The organism is Staphylococcus sp. GDY8P45P (assembly GCF_017892745.1).
Taxonomy (GTDB): domain Bacteria; phylum Bacillota; class Bacilli; order Staphylococcales; family Staphylococcaceae; genus Staphylococcus; species Staphylococcus cohnii.
In genome coordinates, this window is the sequence record NZ_JAESLS010000005.1 from 242,950 (window position 1) to 263,087 (window position 20,138).

The window sequence follows — 20,138 nt, forward strand, 5'->3', positions numbered from 1 at the left end:
GTAACGCGGTAAATATCGTCCCTGTTAATTGAACTTAGAGTTCTTTTTATTGTTAGATACTAGACAAGTCAGAATATTGTAATAAGGAGTGTAGGAAATGGATTACAAAGATACGTTATTAATGCCAAAAACGAATTTTCCAATGCGTGGAGGATTACCAAATAAAGAACCAAAGATTCAAGAAGAATGGGATGCTAATGATATTTATCAAAAAGCATTAGAAAAAAACAAAGATAATGAACATTACATTTTACATGATGGTCCACCATATGCAAATGGTAATTTACATATGGGACATGCGTTAAATAAAATTTTGAAGGATTTTATTACGCGTTATAAAACAATGCAAGGTTTCTATACACCATATGTTCCAGGTTGGGATACACATGGATTACCAATCGAACAAGCACTTACTAAAAAAGGTGTTAAGCGTAAAGAATTATCAATTGCTGAGTTTAGAAGAAAATGTGAAGCATTTGCGTTAGAGCAAATTGAAAATCAAAAAAAAGATTTTAAACGCCTTGGTGTTAAAGGAGATTTTGCTAATCCATATATAACTTTAAAACCAGAATATGAAGCTGCTCAAATTCGTTTGTTTGGTGAAATGGCTGATAAAGGACTTATTTATAAAGGTAAAAAACCAGTTTATTGGTCACCATCTAGTGAATCTTCATTAGCTGAAGCAGAAATTGAATATCAAGATAAGCGTTCGCCATCTATTTATGTCGCATTTGATGTTAAAGATAGTAAAGGTATTGTTGCTGAAGATGCAAAATTCGTTATTTGGACTACTACGCCTTGGACATTACCATCTAATGTTGCAATCACAGTACATCCAGATTTAGTTTATGGTCAATATAATGTGAACGGTGACAAATACATCATCGGCAAAGACTTAGTAGCTAATGTTGCTGAAGCATTAGAATGGGACGAAGATGCCATTGAACTAGAAAAAGAATTCAAAGGTAGTGACTTAGAATACATCGAAACACAACATCCATTTGCTGATCGTGTGTCACTAGTGATTAATGGATTACATGTTACAACAGATGCTGGTACAGGGTGTGTTCATACGGCTCCTGGACACGGGGAAGATGACTTTATTGTAGGCCAAAAATATAACTTGCCTGTTATCAGCCCTGTAGATGATAAAGGCGTATTTACAGAAGAAGCTGGCCAATTTGAAGGTATGTTCTACGATAAAGCCAATAAAGAAATTACAGATTTATTAAAAGAGAATGGTTCATTATTGAAATTAGAATTCATGACACATAGTTACCCACATGACTGGCGTACTAAGAAACCTGTTATTTTCCGTGCAACTCCACAATGGTTTGCTTCTATTGATAAAGTACGTCAAGATATTTTAGATGCAATCGAAAATACACACTTTAAGGTTGATTGGGGTAGAACTCGTATTTACAACATGGTAAGAGACCGTGGCGAATGGGTTATTTCACGTCAACGTGTCTGGGGCGTGCCATTACCAGTATTTTATGCGGAAAACGGCGACATTATTATGACTAAAGAAACTGTTAATCATGTTGCAGATTTATTCCAAGAACATGGTTCAAATGTTTGGTTTGAGCGAGAAGCTAAAGATTTATTACCTGATGGATTCACACATCCAAGCAGTCCGAATGGTGTATTTACAAAAGAAACAGATATCATGGATGTTTGGTTCGATTCAGGGTCATCACATCGTGGTGTATTAGAAGAGCGTCCGGAATTATCTTATCCTGCTGATTTATATTTAGAAGGTAGTGACCAGTATCGTGGTTGGTTTAACTCCTCAATTACAACATCTGTTGCTACGAGAGGTATTTCACCATACAAAATGTTACTTTCACATGGATTCGTAATGGACGGCGAAGGTAAAAAAATGAGTAAATCATTAGGCAATGTCATCGTACCTGATCAAGTAGTAAAACAAAAAGGTGCAGATATTGCACGTCTTTGGGTAAGTAGTGTTGATTATTTATCAGATGTGCGTATTTCAGATGAAATTTTAAAACAAACTTCTGATGTATATCGTAAAATTAGAAATACACTAAGATTTATGTTGGGTAATTTAAATGATTATAATCCGTCAACAGATGCAGTCCCAGAATCTGATTTATTAGAAGTAGATAAATATTTATTAAATAGATTACGTGAATTTACTGCGAACACATTAGACAATTATGATAACTATGATTATTTAGATATATATCAAGAATTACAAAATTTCATTAACGTTGAACTAAGTAATTTCTATTTAGATTATGGTAAAGACATCTTATATATAGAAGAGCAAAATGCACATAAACGTCGTAGTATGCAAACTGTGTTATACCAAATTGTAGTAGACATGACGAAATTATTAGCACCTATTCTTGCACATACGTCTGAAGAAGTATGGTCACATATTCCACATGTAGAGGAAGAAAGTGTACATTTATCACGCATGCCTGAACGTGTCGCTGTTGATGCTGAATTCATGGAAAAATGGAATACATTTATGAAATTACGTGATGATGTGAACCGAGCTTTAGAAGTTGCACGTAATGAAAAAGTAATTGGAAAATCATTAGAAGCCAAAGTAGTAATCGGTAGTAATGATAACTTTGATGCAACTACGTTTTTACAACAATTTTCTGATTTACAACAACTATTCATTACTTCACAAGCAGAGGTAGTTGATAAAGTTGAAAATGGAGAAGCATATCAATACGGTGATATCCACATTGAACATGCTCACGGAGAAAAATGTGAACGTTGTTGGAATTATAGTGAAACATTAGGTTCTGTAGGCGAACTAGATAACTTATGCCCACGTTGTCAAGCAGTTGTTAAAACACTTGTTTAAATATTTATAAATGAAAATGCAGGAGCATGGCAATAACTGTATTAACAAAATATTCCACAGTTTTGTTCCAACATATTTGAATTGAATCAAGTTAAATTCGGTATGTATTTTAAACATTACAACATCGACTAATATTTTTGAATAACCTGAGACATCGTTGTGATGTCCCAGGTTTTCTTTTCTCTAATATAAAAAACTTAAGCGAGTTATTTAGCAAATCCAATTTTTAAATTAAAATGAGCATATTGAAATTTAAAATTGAACAATTCATATATAATGAATGCAATAAGTAATTAGAAAGGTGTTAAATATGTTCCATAACGAAAGTGCGCATTTTGTAAATGGCATTATATTAAATGTGAGAGACAAAGATGAAATGAAAAAATTTTATGGAGACATAATTGGATTAAATGTAGTGAATGAATCATATTCTACGATTCAATATGAGATTGGAAATCTAAATCACTTCATGACACTTAATCAAATAAATATAGGAAGAGAACCACTTGTTTCAGAAGCAGGTTTATTTCACTTAGCTATTAAATTACCAACAAAAACAGATTTAGCAGACCTACTTGTACAATTAAGTGAATATAAAATACCAATCAACGGTGGAGAACATGATATTTCAACTTCATTATATTTAGAAGATACTGAAGGAAATGGCTTAGAGTTTTATGTAGACAATCCAATTGATGAATGGTCTATTGAAAATGAAAAAGCAGTTTTAGAAACAAAACCATTAAATGTACCTAAATTATTAACATATGTCTCAGATGAGAAATGGCAAGGCATTCCTGATGACAGTATTATCGGATATATTAATTTAAAAACAATTCGGTTAAATAGAGTTAAACAATATTATAAAAATTACTTTGGTTTGGTACCATCTTCTGTAGAAACAGAGAGTGCAGTATATTTGGCTTCAAATGGTTATCATCAGCATCTTGTAGTGAATAATTGGCTATCAAGTGTTAAACGCATAGAAAATCATAAAACTTATGGTCTAGCATGCGTAGATTTTCACTTTCCAGAAACAACACATAAATTATTGACTGGTCCCGACGGAATTCAGTTTAGATTTAATTATTATTCTGTACTTTAAAATAATGTCTATTTGAATAATGCTTCAAAAAAATAACTTAATATTTGAACTGTAACTTTTTTTATAAGTTTGATTAGGATATAATGAGAGTTGTTGTAAAAATCGACCGCACGTAGAATAAATAGGAGGTACAGACATGAAACGTCAGTACTATATTGGTACTTCTATATTTATAACAATTGTTATACTTATATTAGATCAAATCACAAAATTTATAATAACTAAAACAATGCAAATTGGTGACTCATTTGAAGTAATCCCTAATTTTTTGAGCATCACTTCACATAGAAATAATGGTGCAGCATGGGGGATTTTAAGTGGAAAAATGGCTTTTTTCTATATCATAACTGTCATTATTCTAATTATACTCATTGTCTTTTTTATAAAAGAAGCGAAGCATAATTTATTGATGCAAATTGCTATAAGTTTATTGTTTGCTGGTGCTTTAGGTAACTTTATTGACCGTGTATTAAACGGTGAAGTTGTAGACTTTGTTGATACTTATATATTTAGTTATAATTTTCCAATATTTAACGTAGCTGATTCTAGTTTAACTATAGGCGTCGTTTTAGTAATAATCGCTTTGTTAAGGGATATGAGGACAGAAGAATAGGAGAGATAGTGTATGGAGTTTCATGAGTTTAACATAGAAGACCCAGCTAACGCAGGACAACGAATAGATAAACTTTTGCCTGAGTTTAATGCTGAATGGTCACGTACTCAAATGCAAGATTGGATTAAAGAAGGTTTAGTTAAAGTCAATGATAAAGTGATAAAATCCAATTATAAAACTAAGCTAAATGATAAAATTGTAGTAACTGAAAAAGAAATTGTTGAGGCAGATATTAAGCCAGAAAATCTTAATCTAAATTTTTATTATGAAGATGATGATGTCGCAATTGTTTATAAACCTAAGGGTATGGTAGTACATCCTTCCGCAGGTCATTATACAGGTACATTAGTAAATGGTTTAATGTATCAAATGAAAGACTTATCTGGTATAAATGGTGAAATACGTCCGGGAATTGTACATCGTATTGATAAAGATACTTCAGGTTTATTAATGATTGCGAAAAACGATATTGCACATCGTAGTTTAGTTGAACAATTGATAGATAAATCAGTCACGCGTAAATACATTGCATTAGTACATGGTAACATTCCACATGATTATGGTACTGTTGATGCACCTATTGGTCGAAATAAAAATGACCGTCAATCTATGGCTGTAGTCGATGATGGTAAAGACGCAATCACTCACTTTAATGTATTAGAACATTTTAATAAGTATACTTTAATAGAATGTCAGTTAGAAACAGGTCGTACCCACCAAATTCGTGTGCATATGAAATATATTGGTTATCCATTAGTAGGAGATCCAAAATATGGTCAGAAGAAAACATTAGATATTGGTGGTCAAGCATTGCATGCGGCAGTAATTGGTTTTGAACATCCAGTTACACAAGCTTACATTGAAAAGACTTCACCTTTACCAGATGATTTTGAACAACTTTTAAATGATATTCGTAAATCTGATAATTAATAAGGCTAAGTTATATGACAAATTGAAAGTTATACCATGATATTTGAATTGAAGCGATTGCTTTTACAAATCGAACTATATTCTAATATAGACTTGCAACGACATGTTATTCATGATAATATAATGACAGTTTAATAAAGAACGAACGTCTTTAATTGAAAGTCCAGAGAGGCTTCGAAGACATGTAATGAAAATAGAATATACAAACAAAGCATTTTAGTCACAAAAATAGCTAAAAGCCGTCGTAGTTTTATAGTAAACGCGATAAAAATCGTAATCACAGACACAAAATGGGTTATGATGGAGAAATCATCTGAAATTCAGAAATGTCTCTGCGTTTTGTTTGTAATATTTTATTATGCAACCTCATGTTTTCTGAAGATGTGAGGTTTTTTTATATCATTAAGATTAAGGTAGGTGCCCAAAATGTCAGAACGAGTGATTATGGATGAAGCAGCAATACAAAGAACAGTGACACGTATTGCACATGAAATCTTAGAATATAATAAAGGTACTGATGATTTAATTTTGTTAGGCATTAAAACAAGAGGGGCATTTTTAGCGCGACGAATACAACAAAAAATCGAACAAATTGAAGAAATCACTGTTCCAACAGGTACCATTGATATTACACAATTTAGAGATGATTTGGAACAGACAATAGATCAAGCTGCAGAACAAACGTATGAAATTGATGTCAATATAACAAATCAAGTCGTAATTATAGTGGATGATGTTTTATATACTGGACGCACAGTTAGAGCATCACTTGATGCAGTACTTCAATATGCAAGACCTAGAAAAATAGGGCTAGCAACACTTATCGATCGCGGTCATAGAGAACTGCCGATACGCGCAGACTTTGTTGGTAAAAACATACCTACTGCTAGAGAAGAAGCTGTCTCAGTTTTTCTTAGTGAAATAGATAATAGAAATGCAGTTGTAATTGAATAAATCAACACCTTTTAATTCAGTACGAGAGACTGAAAAAGGGAAGAGAATCATGTGGAAGTCAAAATTAAGTTTCAAAGCAACCACATTTCAAAATATAGTTATATTATATAAACCATATACTATAGATTCTCTCCATATCATCTAATCTTAATTTAAGCCTAGTATTCAAATAACAAACCTTACGCTTTAAGCAGTAATTTTGTTTGAATGAGCTAAATTTTGATTTGAGGATTGATACTTTTTAAGTCTCTTTACATGAAAACAATGTAAAGAGACTTTTTTTATGAGAGGAAGCGGAAAGTCATGGAAAATGAAACAATGTTTGAACGGACAGCTAAACCAGTATTAGATGTACGAGATAAACCTAAATTAGGACAATGGGCATTTTTAAGCACCCAGCATTTATTTGCAATGTTTGGATCGACTGTTCTCGTACCTTTTTTAACTGGATTACCCATATCATCTGCCTTACTAGCATCAGGCATAGGGACATTATTGTATATACTAATTACAAAAGCGAAAATACCAGCATATTTAGGTTCAAGTTTCGCATTTATCACACCAATCATAACTGGATTGAATTCACATGGCTTAGGTGACATGTTAGTGGCATTGTTTATGAGCGGTGTAATGTATGTGCTCATCGGATTAGCTATTAGATTAAGTGGAACAGGGTGGCTTATGCACTTACTCCCTCCTGTAGTTGTCGGACCTGTCATTATGGTGATTGGTTTGAGTCTGGCACCTACTGCGGTTAACATGGCAATGTTTGAAAATTCAGGGGATATGAAGGGTTATAACTTAAGTTATTTAATAGTAGCAATGATTACATTGCTTGTAACGATTATGGTTCAAGGATACTTTAAAGGTTTCTTGTCGCTTATACCTGTATTAATAGGCATTATAACGGGTTACATTGTTTCAATTTTTATGGGACTTGTTAATTTTAAACCTGTAGCCGAAGCAAAATGGCTTCAGTTTCCAGAGGTGTACCTGCCGTTTAAAGATTACACGCCATCATTTCATCTAGGTTTGGTGCTCGTTTTAATACCAATCGTTTTTGTTACGGTAAGTGAGCATATTGGACATCAAATGGTGATTAACAAAATCGTGGGACGAAATTTCTTTAAAGATCCAGGATTAGATAAATCCATTATTGGTGACGGTGTGTCAACAATGTTTGCAAGTATTATAGGTGGTCCTCCAAGTACAACTTACGGAGAAAACATCGGCGTATTAGCTATCACAAAAATTTATAGTATATATGTGATTGGAGGTGCTGCAGTCATAGCTATAATATTAGGATTTGTAGGCAAATTCACAGCATTGGTTTCATCTATACCAACACCTGTTATGGGAGGTGTATCGATATTACTTTTTGGAATTATTGCAGCAAGTGGTCTGAGAATGCTTGTAGAAAGTGAGGTTGATTTTGCAAGTAACCGAAATCTTGTCATTGCATCAGTCATACTAGTAATAGGTATTGGCAACCTCGTCTTCAACTTAAATGGGATAGGTATTAATTTAGAAATTGAAGGTATGGCATTAGCAGCACTAGCTGGTATTCTACTAAACTTAATTTTACCGCAAGAGATTGAAACAAATAGATAAATGTGTATTTCATTATTAGGAGGCTGAAAAAATGGATAATTTACTATCAATGGAACATCTAACTACAAATGAGATTTATGAACTAATCGAAATTGCGAGTGGTATTAAAAACGGATCGTTTAAACCACATAATTATGAAGACAAGTTTGTAGCAAATTTATTTTTTGAAAATTCTACGCGTACGAAAAGTAGCTTTTTAGTGGCAGAGCAAAAATTAGGATTAAAATTGATTGATTTTGAGACGAGCACGTCTTCAGTTCAAAAAGGTGAGAGCTTATACGATACGTGTAAAACATTAGAACAAGTAGGCGCAGATGTTTTAGTAATTAGACATTCAGATACAACATACTATAATGATTTAAATTCACTGAAGTTACCGATTATCAATGCAGGTGATGGAAGTGGACAGCATCCAACACAAAGTTTATTAGACCTTATGACAATATATGAAGAGTATGACACATTTAAAGATTTAAATATTTTAATATGTGGAGATATAAAAAACTCCCGTGTAGCGAGAAGTAACTTCCAAAGTCTAACAGCACTCGGTGCAAATGTTATGTTCTCGAGTCCTGAAGCGTGGAGAGATGACACTTTAGCAGCACCCTATGTTGATATAGATAAAGTGATAGATGATATAGACATTGTCATGTTACTTAGAGTACAGCACGAAAGACATGGAGATGAAGAAACATCAAATTTTGAAAATCAAAATTATCACGAAAACTTTGGTTTGACGAAAGATCGCTATAATCGATTGAAATCATCAGCAATCGTTATGCATCCAGCACCTGTCAATCGCGGTGTTGAAATTGATGATTGTTTAGTTGAAGCAGAAAAATCGCGCATCTTTAAACAGATGGAAAATGGCATGTATACACGAATGGCTGTCATTGAGTATATATTACAAACAAAGGAGGCAGAAATAAATGAAATTGCTAACTAATGCGAAAATCTTAGAAAATGGTGAACTTAAAACCACTTCTATCTTAATAGAAGGTAAAAATATAAAAAAAATTGCGTCAGATATAGAGGTAGATACCGATGTTGAAATCGTTGATTTAAAGGGGGATTTTGTTGCTCCAGGTTTAGTTGATGTACATGTACATTTAAGAGAACCAGGTGGTGAACATAAAGAAACAATTGCAACAGGGACTCAAGCAGCTGCAAGAGGAGGATTTACAACAGTTTGTCCAATGCCAAACACACGCCCTGTACCTGACTCTGTTGAAAATTTAGAGCGTTTAAACAAATTAATCGAAGAAAATGCACAAGTTAGAGTTTTACCATACAGTGCAATCACAGTTAGACAAGCAGGTAATGAACACGTTGATTTCGAAGCTTTAGCAAAGTTAGGCACATTTGCCTTTACTGATGATGGCGTAGGTGTACAACAAGCAAATATGATGTATGAAGCCATGCAACAAGCAGCAAAAGTAAATAAAGCAGTAGTTGCGCATTGTGAAGATAATAGTTTGATATATGGCGGTGCTATGCATGAAGGGGAACGTAGTAAAGCTTTAGGCATACCGGGCATACCTAATATTTGTGAAGCGGTACAAATTGCGAGAGATGTTCTGTTAGCTGAAGCAGCAGGGGCACATTACCATGTGTGTCATGTATCTACAAAAGAAAGTGTACGAGCTATAAGAGATGCTAAAAAAGCAGGTATTCATGTAACAGCAGAAGTGACACCACATCATTTATTATTAACTGAAGAGGATGTGCCTGGCGATGATGCAATCTATAAAATGAATCCTCCTTTAAGAAGTAAAGAAGATCGAGCGGCGCTAATCGAAGGATTGTTAGATGGGACAATAGATTGCATTGCTACAGACCATGCACCACATGCGAAAGAAGAAAAAGCACAGCCGATGACAAAAGCACCTTTTGGCATCGTTGGCAGTGAAACAGCATTTCCATTATTGTATACAAACTTTGTAAAAAATGGTGATTGGTCATTGCAACAATTGGTTGACTATTTAACAATCAAGCCATCTCAAATATTTGATTTACCTTATGGAAGATTAGAAGAAGGTGGTTTGGCTGACCTTACTGTCATTAATCTAGAAGAAGAGAAAGAGATTAGGGCAGAAGATTTTGCATCTAAAGGAACCAATACACCTTTTATAGGCGAAAAAGTATTCGGTACTCCAGTATTAACATTGGTAGAAGGTGAAGTTAAATTTAAGGAGGAAAAGTAATGTTGCAAAAACGCTATTTAGTTTTAGAAGATGGAACATATTACGAAGGTTATCCATTGGGTTCAGATCATTTGACGAAAGGTGAAATAGTATTCAATACTGCTATGACTGGATATCAAGAAACGATATCAGATCCATCATACACAGGACAAATTATTACATTTACCTATCCATTGATAGGAAACTATGGAATTAATCGAGATGATTTTGAATCATTGATACCAACATTGAGTGGTGTTGTTGTTAAAGAAGCGAGCACTTATCCGAGTCATTTTCGCATGCAAAAAACATTCCACGAAGTGTTAAAAGACTATGATATACCAGGTATTTCTGGCGTGGATACACGTAGTATTACTCGAAAAATTAGAAACTATGGTGTTTTAAAAGCAGCTTTTACAGATAATAAGGCAGATATTCCGCAATTGTTAGAAGAGTTGAAGGTCATTGAATTACCTAGAGATGAAGTGAAAACAGTGTCTACTAAGACACCATATGTGTCTACTGGCTATGACTTAAGTGTTGTATTAGTAGATTTTGGTAAAAAACAAAATATTGTAAGGGAACTTAATTTACGTGGTTGTAATGTTACAGTTGTGCCTTATGATTCCACGGCAGAAGAAATTATTAGAATGTCACCAGATGGTGTGATGTTATCAAATGGGCCTGGTGATCCAGAAGAAGTCAAAGTTGCAATTAATATGATTAATGGCATTTTAGGAAAAATTCCTTTCTTTGGCATTTGCTTAGGTCATCAATTATTTGCACTTTCACAAGGAGCTACATCGTTTAAAATGAAATTTGGACATAGAGGTGCAAATCATCCTGTGAAAGATTTAAAAACTGGAAAAATAGCATTAACAAGCCAAAATCATGGTTATGCAATTGATAAAGATTCATTAGTTAATACACCATTAGAAATAACACATGTAGCGATTAATGACGGTACAGTTGAAGGGTTAAGACACCAATCATTACCTGCATTTTCAGTTCAATATCATCCTGAAGCAAATCCTGGACCGACAGATTCAAATTATTTGTTTGATGAATTTATTAAAATGATGCATGACTTTAAAGAAAAGGAGCTTTTGACAAATGCCTAAACGTAACGATATTAAAACAATTTTAGTTATAGGATCTGGACCGATTATTATAGGTCAAGCTGCAGAGTTTGATTATGCAGGTACGCAAGCATGCTTAGCATTACGAGAAGAAGGTTATCGTGTTATATTAGTAAATTCAAATCCAGCGACGATCATGACGGATAATGAGATTGCTGACAAAGTCTATATTGAACCTTTAACGCATGATTTTATTGCACGCATTATTCGTAAAGAACAACCTGATGCTTTACTTCCAACTTTAGGTGGCCAAACAGGGCTTAATATGGCAATTCAATTACATGATAGCGGCGTATTAGAAGCGAACAATGTACAATTACTTGGTACAAAACTAGCGTCTATTCAACAAGCGGAAGATAGAGAATTATTCAGAGACTTAATGAATGAGCTAGATGTTCCCGTTCCAGAAAGTGATATCGTAAATACTTTAGAACAGGCGTTTGAATTTAAAGAAGTGGTAGGATATCCATTAATTGTGAGACCTGCTTTCACTATGGGAGGTACTGGCGGTGGCATTTGCCATAATGATGAAGAATTCAGACAAGTGGTAACGAATGGCTTACATTACAGTCCTGCAACACAATGTTTAATAGAAAAATCAATCGCAGGTTTTAAAGAGATTGAATATGAAGTGATGCGAGATAAAAATGATAATGCCATTGTTGTTTGTAACATGGAGAATATAGATCCAGTCGGTATACATACAGGGGATTCGATTGTAGTAGCACCTAGTCAAACTTTATCAGATGTTGAATATCAAATGTTACGTGATGTGTCGTTAAAAGTGATTCGTGCTTTAGGCATTGAAGGTGGCTGTAATGTACAACTGGCATTAGACCCACACTCAATGAAATATTATATTATTGAAGTGAATCCACGTGTTTCACGTTCATCAGCTTTAGCTTCAAAGGCTACAGGCTATCCGATTGCAAAATTAGCTGCCAAAATAGCGATAGGTTTATCTTTAGATGAAATGCTGAATCCAATAACTAAAACGTCTTATGCTGCATTTGAACCTACGTTGGACTATGTTATAACAAAAATTCCACGTTTTCCGTTTGATAAGTTTGAAAAGGGTGAACGTGTGCTAGGTACACAAATGAAAGCAACTGGTGAGGTAATGGCGATTGGTCGAACATATGAAGAGTCATTATTGAAAGCGATTCGTTCACTTGAATATGGTGTACATCATTTAGGCTTACCAAATGGTGAAACATATGATTTAGATTATATAAAAGCGCGTATACAAGACCAAGATGATGAGCGTTTATTCTTTATAGGAGAAGCTATTAGACGAGGTACATCTTTAGAAGAAATACACGAAATGACTAAGATTGATTATTTCTTCTTAAATAAATTCCTACACATCATTGATATAGAGCATGATTTAAAAGAACACAAAGGGGATATAGACTATTTAAAATTTGCTAAGAGTTATGGTTTTAGTGATCGAATTATTGCACATCGTTTTGATATGTCAGAATCTGAAGTTTATAATTTAAGAAAACAACATAATATTTCACCAGTATATAAAATGGTAGATACTTGTGCTGCAGAATTTGAATCTGCTACACCATATTACTATGGCACATATGAACAAGAAAATGAGTCAATCGTCACTGAAAAAGAGAAAATATTAGTTTTAGGTTCAGGACCAATTAGAATCGGCCAAGGTGTAGAATTTGATTACGCAACTGTGCATGCTGTTTGGGCAATTCAGCAAGCTGGTTATGAAGCCATTATCGTCAATAATAATCCTGAAACAGTATCTACAGACTTCTCAATTTCAGACAAATTATATTTTGAACCACTAACAGAAGAAGATGTAATGAATATTATAAATATTGAACAACCAAAAGGTGTAGTAGTTCAGTTTGGTGGTCAAACTGCGATTAATTTAGCAGATAAAATTGAAAAGTATGGTGTGAAAATTTTAGGTACATCACTTGAAGATCTGAACCGTGCTGAAGATCGTAAAGAATTTGAGGCGCTGTTACATAAGATTGATGTGCCTCAACCTAACGGTAAAACAGCAACTTCAGCTGAAGAAGCGCTCAAAAATGCACGTGCAATCGGTTATCCTGTAGTAGTTAGACCATCATATGTATTAGGTGGACGTGCTATGGAAATCGTATATAACGATGAAGAGTTAACCAATTATATGAACCAAGCAGTGAAAGCGAGTCCGGATCATCCTGTATTAGTTGATAGATATCTCACAGGTAAAGAAATAGAAGTCGATGCTATCTCAGATGGTGAAACGGTAATTATACCTGGGATTATGGAACATATTGAACGCGCTGGTGTTCATTCAGGTGATTCGATTGCAGTATATCCTCCACAAACCTTGACACAAGAAGAGCTTAAAACACTAGAAGATTATACAATTCGCTTAGCGAAAGGCCTAAATATCATAGGTTTAATCAATATACAATTTGTCATTGCACATGATGGTGTATATGTTTTAGAAGTGAACCCTCGTGCGAGTCGTACAGTTCCTTTCTTAAGTAAAATTACGCATATACAAATGGCACAGTTGGCCATGCGTGCAATTATAGGTGAACAACTTACAGATTTAGGATATCGCGAAGGTGTTCAACCATATAGTGAAGGTGTCTTTGTCAAAGCACCGGTATTTAGTTTTAATAAATTGAAAAATGTAGATATCACATTAGGACCTGAAATGAAGTCAACTGGAGAAGTCATGGGCAAAGATTCAACTTTGGAAAAGGCTTTATATAAAGGTTTGACAGCAAGTGGTATGGAAGTTAAAGATTATGGCACGGTATTGATGACTGTAAGTGATAAAGACAAAGATGAAATTGTGAATATCGCAGCTCGTTTAAATGAAGTCGGTTATAAAATATTAGCTACTGAAGGTACTGCTAAAAAATTAGAAAATAACCATATAACTGCAGAAACTGTAGGGAAAATTGGCGGAGAAGACGATTTATTATCACGTATACAAACGAATGATGTGCAAATTGTGATTAATACAATGACAAAAGGAAAAGAAGTTGAACGTGATGGTTTCCAAATTAGACGTGCCTCTGTAGAAAATGGTGTACCTTGTCTAACTTCATTAGATACAGCGGAAGCATTAACATCGGTTATAGAAAGTATGACTTTTACAATGAAAAATATGTAAAATTTAGTTTCCAATGTTAAGAAAACTAAAACAATTGTTTATGTTTAAGTGAAAATTATGAAATTGGCAGTAGATGGCTAGGACGAAAAATGGTTTCATAAATTTTTCTCCTAGTTGTCCTTGTCAGGGTGAAAAATTTAAAAATATCATTGCTGTCATATGCCTTTACGTGCTTGGCAAATATAATGAAAAAGATACTATGAGAGGCGATATATATGCAAAATAATCTACCAATCATTGCTTTAGATTTTGATTCAGCAGAAGCAGTTGAACAATTCTTAGATCAATTTGATGAACCTTTATTTGTCAAAGTCGGGATGGAACTTTTTTATCAAACTGGTCCGTCATTAATCACTAATATTAAAAAACGTGGTCATCGCATATTCTTAGATTTAAAATTACATGATATTCCTAACACTGTTGGCAAAGCAATGGAAGGCTTAGGTAAATTAGATGTCGATTTAGTAAATGTACATGCGGCTGGTGGTTCAGAAATGATGAAACGCGCCTTAGAAGGCATTAAAAAACATAATAATGATATTAAAATTATTGCAGTGACACAATTAACGTCAACTACAGAAATAATGTTACATGATGAACAAAATATCCAAAGTACAATGGATGAAGCAGTTTTGAATTATGCGCGTTTAGCCAAATTATCAGGTTTAGATGGCGTTGTATGTTCACCACTGGAGGCAAAATTATTAACACGAGAATTGGGTGAAGATTTCTTGAAAGTGACGCCAGGCATTCGACCGGAAAATACTTCCTCCGATGATCAGCAACGTGTTACGACACCAGAAAAGGCAAGCATTTTTGGTGCTACACATATTGTTGTAGGGCGACCAATCACGCAGAGTGAAACTCCGGTTAAGAGTTACCAAAAAATTAAAGAAAGTTGGTTGAAATCAAATGACTAAATCAATTGCACAAGCATTGTTAGACATAAAAGCTGTATCATTATCTCCCAATGATCCGTTTACTTGGAGTTCAGGCATTAAATCACCAATATATTGTGATAATCGCGTTACATTAGGTTTTCCAGATGTACGTAATCATATTAGAGATGGTCTACAAGCATTGATTGAATCACATTTTAAAGATATTGAAGTTATATCAGGTACTGCAACAGCCGGTATACCGCATGCAGCTTATGTCTCAGAAGTGATGAACTTACCGATGAACTATGTTCGATCAAAAAGTAAAAGCCATGGTAAACAGAATCAAATTGAAGGCGCATCAAGTGAAGGGAAAAATGTAGTAGTTATAGAAGATTTAATATCTACAGGTGGTTCTTCAATAACTGCAGTAGAAGCATTGAAAGCTGCTGGTGCAAATGTCATTGGTGTAGTAGCGATCTTTACTTATGGTTTGAAAAAAGCAGACGAACAATTTGCACAAGCTGGAGTTCCTTTCTATACATTAAGTAATTATAATGAATTAATTGAAGTTGCAAGAGAAAATGGAGAAATTTCTGAAAATGATATTACTACATTAGTTGATTGGAGAGATAACTTGTCATAAAATGTTAAGTGGAGGGGATGTTATGACAAAAGACTCGAAAGTAGCCTATAATCATTTTGCTCATTTAAATAAATTCCTCAAAAAATCAGAAGACTATAGAGCACAATCAACTTCAGAAGACGAAAATAAATGGGTATTTAACGCTACAGAATCAAATATTTATAAAAAATCCAAATCAAACCTTAAGCAAAAAGGCCATATTAAATAACCATTATTTGTAAATATATTGTGGAAATTTGAAATAACGCAAAAAAATTATGTAATTATATTGATTAGAAAATGCTTAAAAGACTTTTATATATTGATAAAAGGTCTTTTAGGCATTTTTTAATATGTAAATACATTTTTGTTCATAATTAGTTCACAAAGTAGGTTTTAAATAATAAATATCATATGAAATTCCAAGATAGAAAGGAATGAATGAATTTGAAACATAAAAAATTTGATATTGTTGCACTATTTTTACTCATTGGTGTGTTTATGGCGGCTTTAGACAACGGTATTATTAGTGCAGCGTTAACTACAATAAATCAATCCTTTGAAATTTCAGCACAAATGGGATCATGGGGAATAACGATTTATACATTAGGTATGGCTGTAACCACACCTATAGCAGGTAAACTTGCTGATATGTATGGCCGTAAAAAAATATTTATAATTGAAGTGATTTTATTTGGTTTTGGATCATTGTTAGTTGCATTAAGTCCTAATTATACGTTCTTTATCATTGCACGTTTAATTCAATCGTTTGGTGGTGGCGGTTTATTTGTAATCGCTAGTTCACATATCATTTCTACATATACCAAAGAAAAGCAAGGTAGTATGCTTGGTGGATTAGGAGCAATGAATGGTATTGCTTCGGTATTAGGACCAAATATTGGAAGTTTATTAATTAATGTAAGTGGTACATGGCATTGGTTATTCTTGATCAATGTCCCAGTGGCAATAATGATTGTCATTTTTATGATGATTAAAATGCCAGAAACACAAGAAAAAGTTAAAACCAAAATTGATAAATATGCCATCATTGTATTTTCATTTTCAACGTTATTAATGATGTTTGCGATTAATAATATACAAACTGGTAATATTGCTAATAGTATACTCAGTTTTTCGGTGATTGGTTTATTTGTATTGGCTATGATTGGCTATGGTATTTTAATTTTAGTGGAATATAAAAATGAAGCGACTGATATAGATGCTTTCTTACCTTTTTATTTACTGAAAAAGCCAGCTTTTTCAGTGGTATTGATTATGGGCGTTTTATCTGGGATGTTAATTGGATCAATTATTTTCATTCCTTCATTTGTTGAAAACGTATTGCATGTTAAAGCTGCTAACAGTGGATATTGGATGACGCCCTTGGCATTAGCTTCAGGTGTAGGCGCATCAATGGGTGGAAAGATTGTAGATAAAAAAGGTCCTATATTTGCATTAGTGATTGCAAGTATCATTAGTATGATTGGCTATGGTGGTTTAGCCTTTTTAACTTATTCAACTATGCCATTTCTAGTATTTTCAATAATTGCAGGCTTAGGCTTTGGTTTTACTATTGGCGCACCAATGACTGTATTAGCAACTAAGTCAGCACATTCAGCTAAAAATAATAGTACAGTTATTGGAACATTATCAGTTTCTAGACAAGTCGGAATTACTATTGCACCGACAATGTTTACGACATTTATTCAATTCGGATATAGCCAAATGGGGAGTAAAATTAAAGAAAGTATAAATTCAGCCCATTTTGGACTCAAAGACATACCAGTTTCTTTAATGAACATAATGGAGCATCGTTCAGGTAATCTTACTAAAATATTAGGGCAAGTAAATCAAATTTCTAACGATACATTAAGACGTGCAATCACAAATGGTATTGAAGATGCAACACATCTTGCGTATATGCCAATATTTTTAACTGCAGTTATTGCATCTTTTATCATCTTGTTACTTGTTACGCTTTTTAGAAAAGAATTTAAATAAAGTGAAAATTTAGCAAGTGAGTAAATGGTATAGATTTTTTATAGAAGTTTCGGTTAACTTCAAAAACAAAAACGCAGAAACGTAGATAAGATTATATTGTCTACGTTTCTGCGTTATTTGAATGTTGCTATATGAAAACGACTGAAATCATTCACGATTTGAAATGATTAAAAAGAAATGTGATAAAGTTGTTATATAAAAATTATTAACGAATCATAATTTTAATGATGATAAAGCCAATGAGTATCACTAAAGCTGCAATAAGTAACGGTATAATATAATAAAGCATGAAATACCTCCAATTGTATTTGTATTTATTTTAACTATAAATATTCAAAAGTAAAATGATTTTATTGTTTTAAGCCGTCAAAGTTTTCAATAACACACGCTTTAGAAATTAATGTTGCAAACTACACTAAGTGGTATATTGAAATAGGTTGTGTTACATTTGCAATTATACTATGTAACAACAAATAATGTTATATTTTCAATTAATTTGGTTTTTAATTCAATTTGTGAGAAAAAAACGCATTTGTAAAATCAAAACGAAGCATGATTTGAATACGCTTTTCTAGCTTACCTTAATTAAATTTATATTATCAAATGTAAGGGGAAATGATATGAAGTTTGTGAAACAACTACTAAAAAACCATACAAAAAATGTTATTGTCTGTTTAATTGGTGCGTTTGTGAGTGCGATCGCAGTTAATTCATTTATATTAGAATCTAATTTAGGTGATGGGGGTACAGTTGGTATGTCATTGGCATTAAAATATGCATTTGGCTTTTCACCTGCTATATCCTCTTTAATTATAAATACATTGGTCATTATTGTAGGATGGCGTTTTTTGAGTACCAGAACAGCAGTATATACTTTTATTGCCAATACAGCGATATCTATCTTTTTAGATTTAACTGAAAACTTTAAAACAGGTATTGATAATTTTGTAATAAATGCTTCTTTTGGAGGGGTATTAGTAGGTGTAGGTATAGGATTAGTAATTACTTCTGGGGGCGTGATAGGGGGTACATCAGTCATTGCTAAGATGTTAAATAAATATTTTGACATCAAAACATCACAAGGTATTTTTGTTTTAGATGCTCTGGTTGTCTTATCCTTTTTATTTGTCTTACCATTAGAAAATGTCTTGTTTACTGTAATTATGATATTTATCACTGAACGTGCAACTGCATTTATTATTGAAGGATTCTATCCTAAAAAAGCAGTTACTGTGATATCAAGTAAAAATGAGATAATTAGTGATGAAATCAATAGTTTTACAGGTAGAGGCTCGACACTTTTAAAAGGGAAAGGTGGTTATGGTAAACATGAAACAAGTATGTTGTATGTTGTAGTGCCACAATCACAAGTGACCAGAGTTAAAAAGCTTGTAAATGAGGTAGATGAAAATGCCTTTTTAGTTATTCATGATGTGAGAGATGTATTAGGAAACGGATTTATGAATTTATCTTAATTATAGATCTTTATAGGTGCTATGCTTCAAATTATTTGTTAATTGCTAATTTAATTCGTTCGATTTTTTTAAGAATTTGTTTTATTCTATATTTAAGATGTTTTAAGGAGGCAATTTAATGGCAATTCCAAAAATAACGACATTTCTTATGTTTAATGGACAAGCAGAGGAAGCAATCAATCTGTATGTAGAAGCATTTGAAGATGCAGAAATATTAACGATGGTTAAATATGAAGAAGATGATAAAGAACCTACTGGTGCAGTGCAACATGCTATCTTTCGTTTGAAAGATCAAGTTTTTATGGCGATTGATAATATGAATGGTGTCGATGTGGACATGAATCCAGCAATGTCATTATATGTTACGGTAGACAGTCCATTAGAAATGGAAAGATTATTTAGTAAATTAAAAAGTGGTGGGGCAATTTTAATGCCTAAAACTGAAATGCCACCATTTAGAGAATTTACATGGATTGTAGATAGATTTGGCGTTAATTTTCAACTCGCGTTACCAGAAAAAAAATAAATATTAAAAAGGCTAAGATTAAGCATCGTACACATGTTGTGTGTACTAATTGCTCATAATCTTAGCCTTGTTTTTAATTTATAGGGACATGGTTACTACAAC

At 33.2% G+C, this 20,138-nt stretch carries 16 protein-coding genes; all 16 read left to right on the forward strand.

The annotated features are described in order from the left end of the window. The first annotated feature begins 97 nt into the window (after positions 1 to 97). Positions 98 to 2,848: an isoleucine--tRNA ligase gene (gene ileS / locus KA873_RS04670; protein WP_107504519.1), complete on the forward strand. Its 2,751-nt coding sequence runs from the start codon at positions 98 to 100 to the stop codon at positions 2,846 to 2,848. A gap of 310 nt (positions 2,849 to 3,158) precedes the next feature. Further along, positions 3,159 to 3,953, forward strand: a complete 795-nt coding sequence (locus KA873_RS04675; protein WP_107383725.1) for a VOC family protein — start codon at positions 3,159 to 3,161, stop codon at positions 3,951 to 3,953. Between the two features lie 136 nt (positions 3,954 to 4,089). Beyond that, entirely contained in the window at positions 4,090 to 4,566 is a 477-nt protein-coding gene (lspA, locus tag KA873_RS04680; protein WP_019469324.1) for a signal peptidase II, read from the forward strand. A gap of 12 nt (positions 4,567 to 4,578) precedes the next feature. Beyond that, the gene (locus KA873_RS04685) at positions 4,579 to 5,496 is read left to right on the forward strand and encodes an RluA family pseudouridine synthase (RefSeq protein WP_107383726.1); all 918 of its coding nucleotides are present in this window, start codon (positions 4,579 to 4,581) and stop codon (positions 5,494 to 5,496) included. Positions 5,497 to 5,922: 426 nt separating this feature from the next. Beyond that, on the forward strand, positions 5,923 to 6,450 hold the full coding sequence (pyrR, locus tag KA873_RS04690) for a bifunctional pyr operon transcriptional regulator/uracil phosphoribosyltransferase PyrR (protein ID WP_107383727.1): 528 nt from the start codon (positions 5,923 to 5,925) through the stop codon (positions 6,448 to 6,450). Positions 6,451 to 6,753: 303 nt separating this feature from the next. Next, complete coding sequence (locus KA873_RS04695; RefSeq protein WP_107383728.1) at positions 6,754 to 8,061, forward strand: uracil-xanthine permease family protein; 1,308 nt, start codon at positions 6,754 to 6,756, stop codon at positions 8,059 to 8,061. Positions 8,062 to 8,092: 31 nt separating this feature from the next. Beyond that, positions 8,093 to 9,007 (forward strand): aspartate carbamoyltransferase catalytic subunit, encoded by a 915-nt coding sequence (locus KA873_RS04700; protein WP_107383729.1) that lies wholly within the window; start codon positions 8,093 to 8,095, stop codon positions 9,005 to 9,007. Further along, positions 8,991 to 10,265: a dihydroorotase gene (locus tag KA873_RS04705; RefSeq protein ID WP_107504518.1), complete on the forward strand. Its 1,275-nt coding sequence runs from the start codon at positions 8,991 to 8,993 to the stop codon at positions 10,263 to 10,265. The genes KA873_RS04700 and KA873_RS04705 overlap by 17 nt, the downstream gene beginning before the upstream one ends. Then, on the forward strand, positions 10,265 to 11,365 hold the full coding sequence (locus tag KA873_RS04710; RefSeq protein WP_107383731.1) for a carbamoyl phosphate synthase small subunit: 1,101 nt from the start codon (positions 10,265 to 10,267) through the stop codon (positions 11,363 to 11,365). Before KA873_RS04705 ends, KA873_RS04710 begins: the two co-directional genes overlap by 1 nt. After that, complete coding sequence (gene carB / locus KA873_RS04715; protein WP_210140175.1) at positions 11,358 to 14,531, forward strand: carbamoyl-phosphate synthase large subunit; 3,174 nt, start codon at positions 11,358 to 11,360, stop codon at positions 14,529 to 14,531. The genes KA873_RS04710 and carB overlap by 8 nt, the downstream gene beginning before the upstream one ends. Before the next feature lie 215 nt (positions 14,532 to 14,746). Beyond that, a complete protein-coding gene (pyrF, locus tag KA873_RS04720) occupies positions 14,747 to 15,451 on the forward strand; it encodes an orotidine-5'-phosphate decarboxylase (RefSeq protein ID WP_107383733.1) in 705 nt (234 codons plus the stop codon). Then, positions 15,444 to 16,055, forward strand: coding sequence for an orotate phosphoribosyltransferase (gene pyrE / locus KA873_RS04725; RefSeq protein ID WP_107383734.1), 612 nt, complete (start codon positions 15,444 to 15,446; stop codon positions 16,053 to 16,055). Before pyrF ends, pyrE begins: the two co-directional genes overlap by 8 nt. 22 nt (positions 16,056 to 16,077) lie before the next feature. Next, entirely contained in the window at positions 16,078 to 16,263 is a 186-nt protein-coding gene (locus tag KA873_RS04730) for a hypothetical protein (RefSeq protein WP_107383735.1), read from the forward strand. 212 nt (positions 16,264 to 16,475) lie between these two features. After that, positions 16,476 to 18,035, forward strand: a complete 1,560-nt coding sequence (locus tag KA873_RS04735) for an MFS transporter (protein WP_226952014.1) — start codon at positions 16,476 to 16,478, stop codon at positions 18,033 to 18,035. A gap of 620 nt (positions 18,036 to 18,655) precedes the next feature. Further along, positions 18,656 to 19,510 (forward strand): YitT family protein, encoded by an 855-nt coding sequence (locus tag KA873_RS04740; RefSeq protein ID WP_107385117.1) that lies wholly within the window; start codon positions 18,656 to 18,658, stop codon positions 19,508 to 19,510. Positions 19,511 to 19,628: 118 nt separating this feature from the next. Further along, on the forward strand, positions 19,629 to 20,036 hold the full coding sequence (locus KA873_RS04745; RefSeq protein WP_107505170.1) for a VOC family protein: 408 nt from the start codon (positions 19,629 to 19,631) through the stop codon (positions 20,034 to 20,036). Positions 20,037 to 20,138: the final 102 nt, after the last annotated feature.

What these genes read in the sequence shown, in the direction of transcription:
- ileS (WP_107504519.1), top strand. Translation starts at nt 98, where the DNA reads ATGGATTACAAAGATACGTTATTAATGCCAAAAACGAATTTTCCAATG.
- KA873_RS04675 (WP_107383725.1), top strand. Translation starts at nt 3,159, where the DNA reads ATGTTCCATAACGAAAGTGCGCATTTTGTAAATGGCATTATATTAAAT.
- lspA (WP_019469324.1), top strand. Translation starts at nt 4,090, where the DNA reads ATGAAACGTCAGTACTATATTGGTACTTCTATATTTATAACAATTGTT.
- KA873_RS04685 (WP_107383726.1), top strand. Translation starts at nt 4,579, where the DNA reads ATGGAGTTTCATGAGTTTAACATAGAAGACCCAGCTAACGCAGGACAA.
- pyrR (WP_107383727.1), top strand. Translation starts at nt 5,923, where the DNA reads ATGTCAGAACGAGTGATTATGGATGAAGCAGCAATACAAAGAACAGTG.
- KA873_RS04695 (WP_107383728.1), top strand. Translation starts at nt 6,754, where the DNA reads ATGGAAAATGAAACAATGTTTGAACGGACAGCTAAACCAGTATTAGAT.
- KA873_RS04700 (WP_107383729.1), top strand. Translation starts at nt 8,093, where the DNA reads ATGGATAATTTACTATCAATGGAACATCTAACTACAAATGAGATTTAT.
- KA873_RS04705 (WP_107504518.1), top strand. Translation starts at nt 8,991, where the DNA reads ATGAAATTGCTAACTAATGCGAAAATCTTAGAAAATGGTGAACTTAAA.
- KA873_RS04710 (WP_107383731.1), top strand. Translation starts at nt 10,265, where the DNA reads ATGTTGCAAAAACGCTATTTAGTTTTAGAAGATGGAACATATTACGAA.
- carB (WP_210140175.1), top strand. Translation starts at nt 11,358, where the DNA reads ATGCCTAAACGTAACGATATTAAAACAATTTTAGTTATAGGATCTGGA.
- pyrF (WP_107383733.1), top strand. Translation starts at nt 14,747, where the DNA reads ATGCAAAATAATCTACCAATCATTGCTTTAGATTTTGATTCAGCAGAA.
- pyrE (WP_107383734.1), top strand. Translation starts at nt 15,444, where the DNA reads ATGACTAAATCAATTGCACAAGCATTGTTAGACATAAAAGCTGTATCA.
- KA873_RS04730 (WP_107383735.1), top strand. Translation starts at nt 16,078, where the DNA reads ATGACAAAAGACTCGAAAGTAGCCTATAATCATTTTGCTCATTTAAAT.
- KA873_RS04735 (WP_226952014.1), top strand. Translation starts at nt 16,476, where the DNA reads ATGAATTTGAAACATAAAAAATTTGATATTGTTGCACTATTTTTACTC.
- KA873_RS04740 (WP_107385117.1), top strand. Translation starts at nt 18,656, where the DNA reads ATGAAGTTTGTGAAACAACTACTAAAAAACCATACAAAAAATGTTATT.
- KA873_RS04745 (WP_107505170.1), top strand. Translation starts at nt 19,629, where the DNA reads ATGGCAATTCCAAAAATAACGACATTTCTTATGTTTAATGGACAAGCA.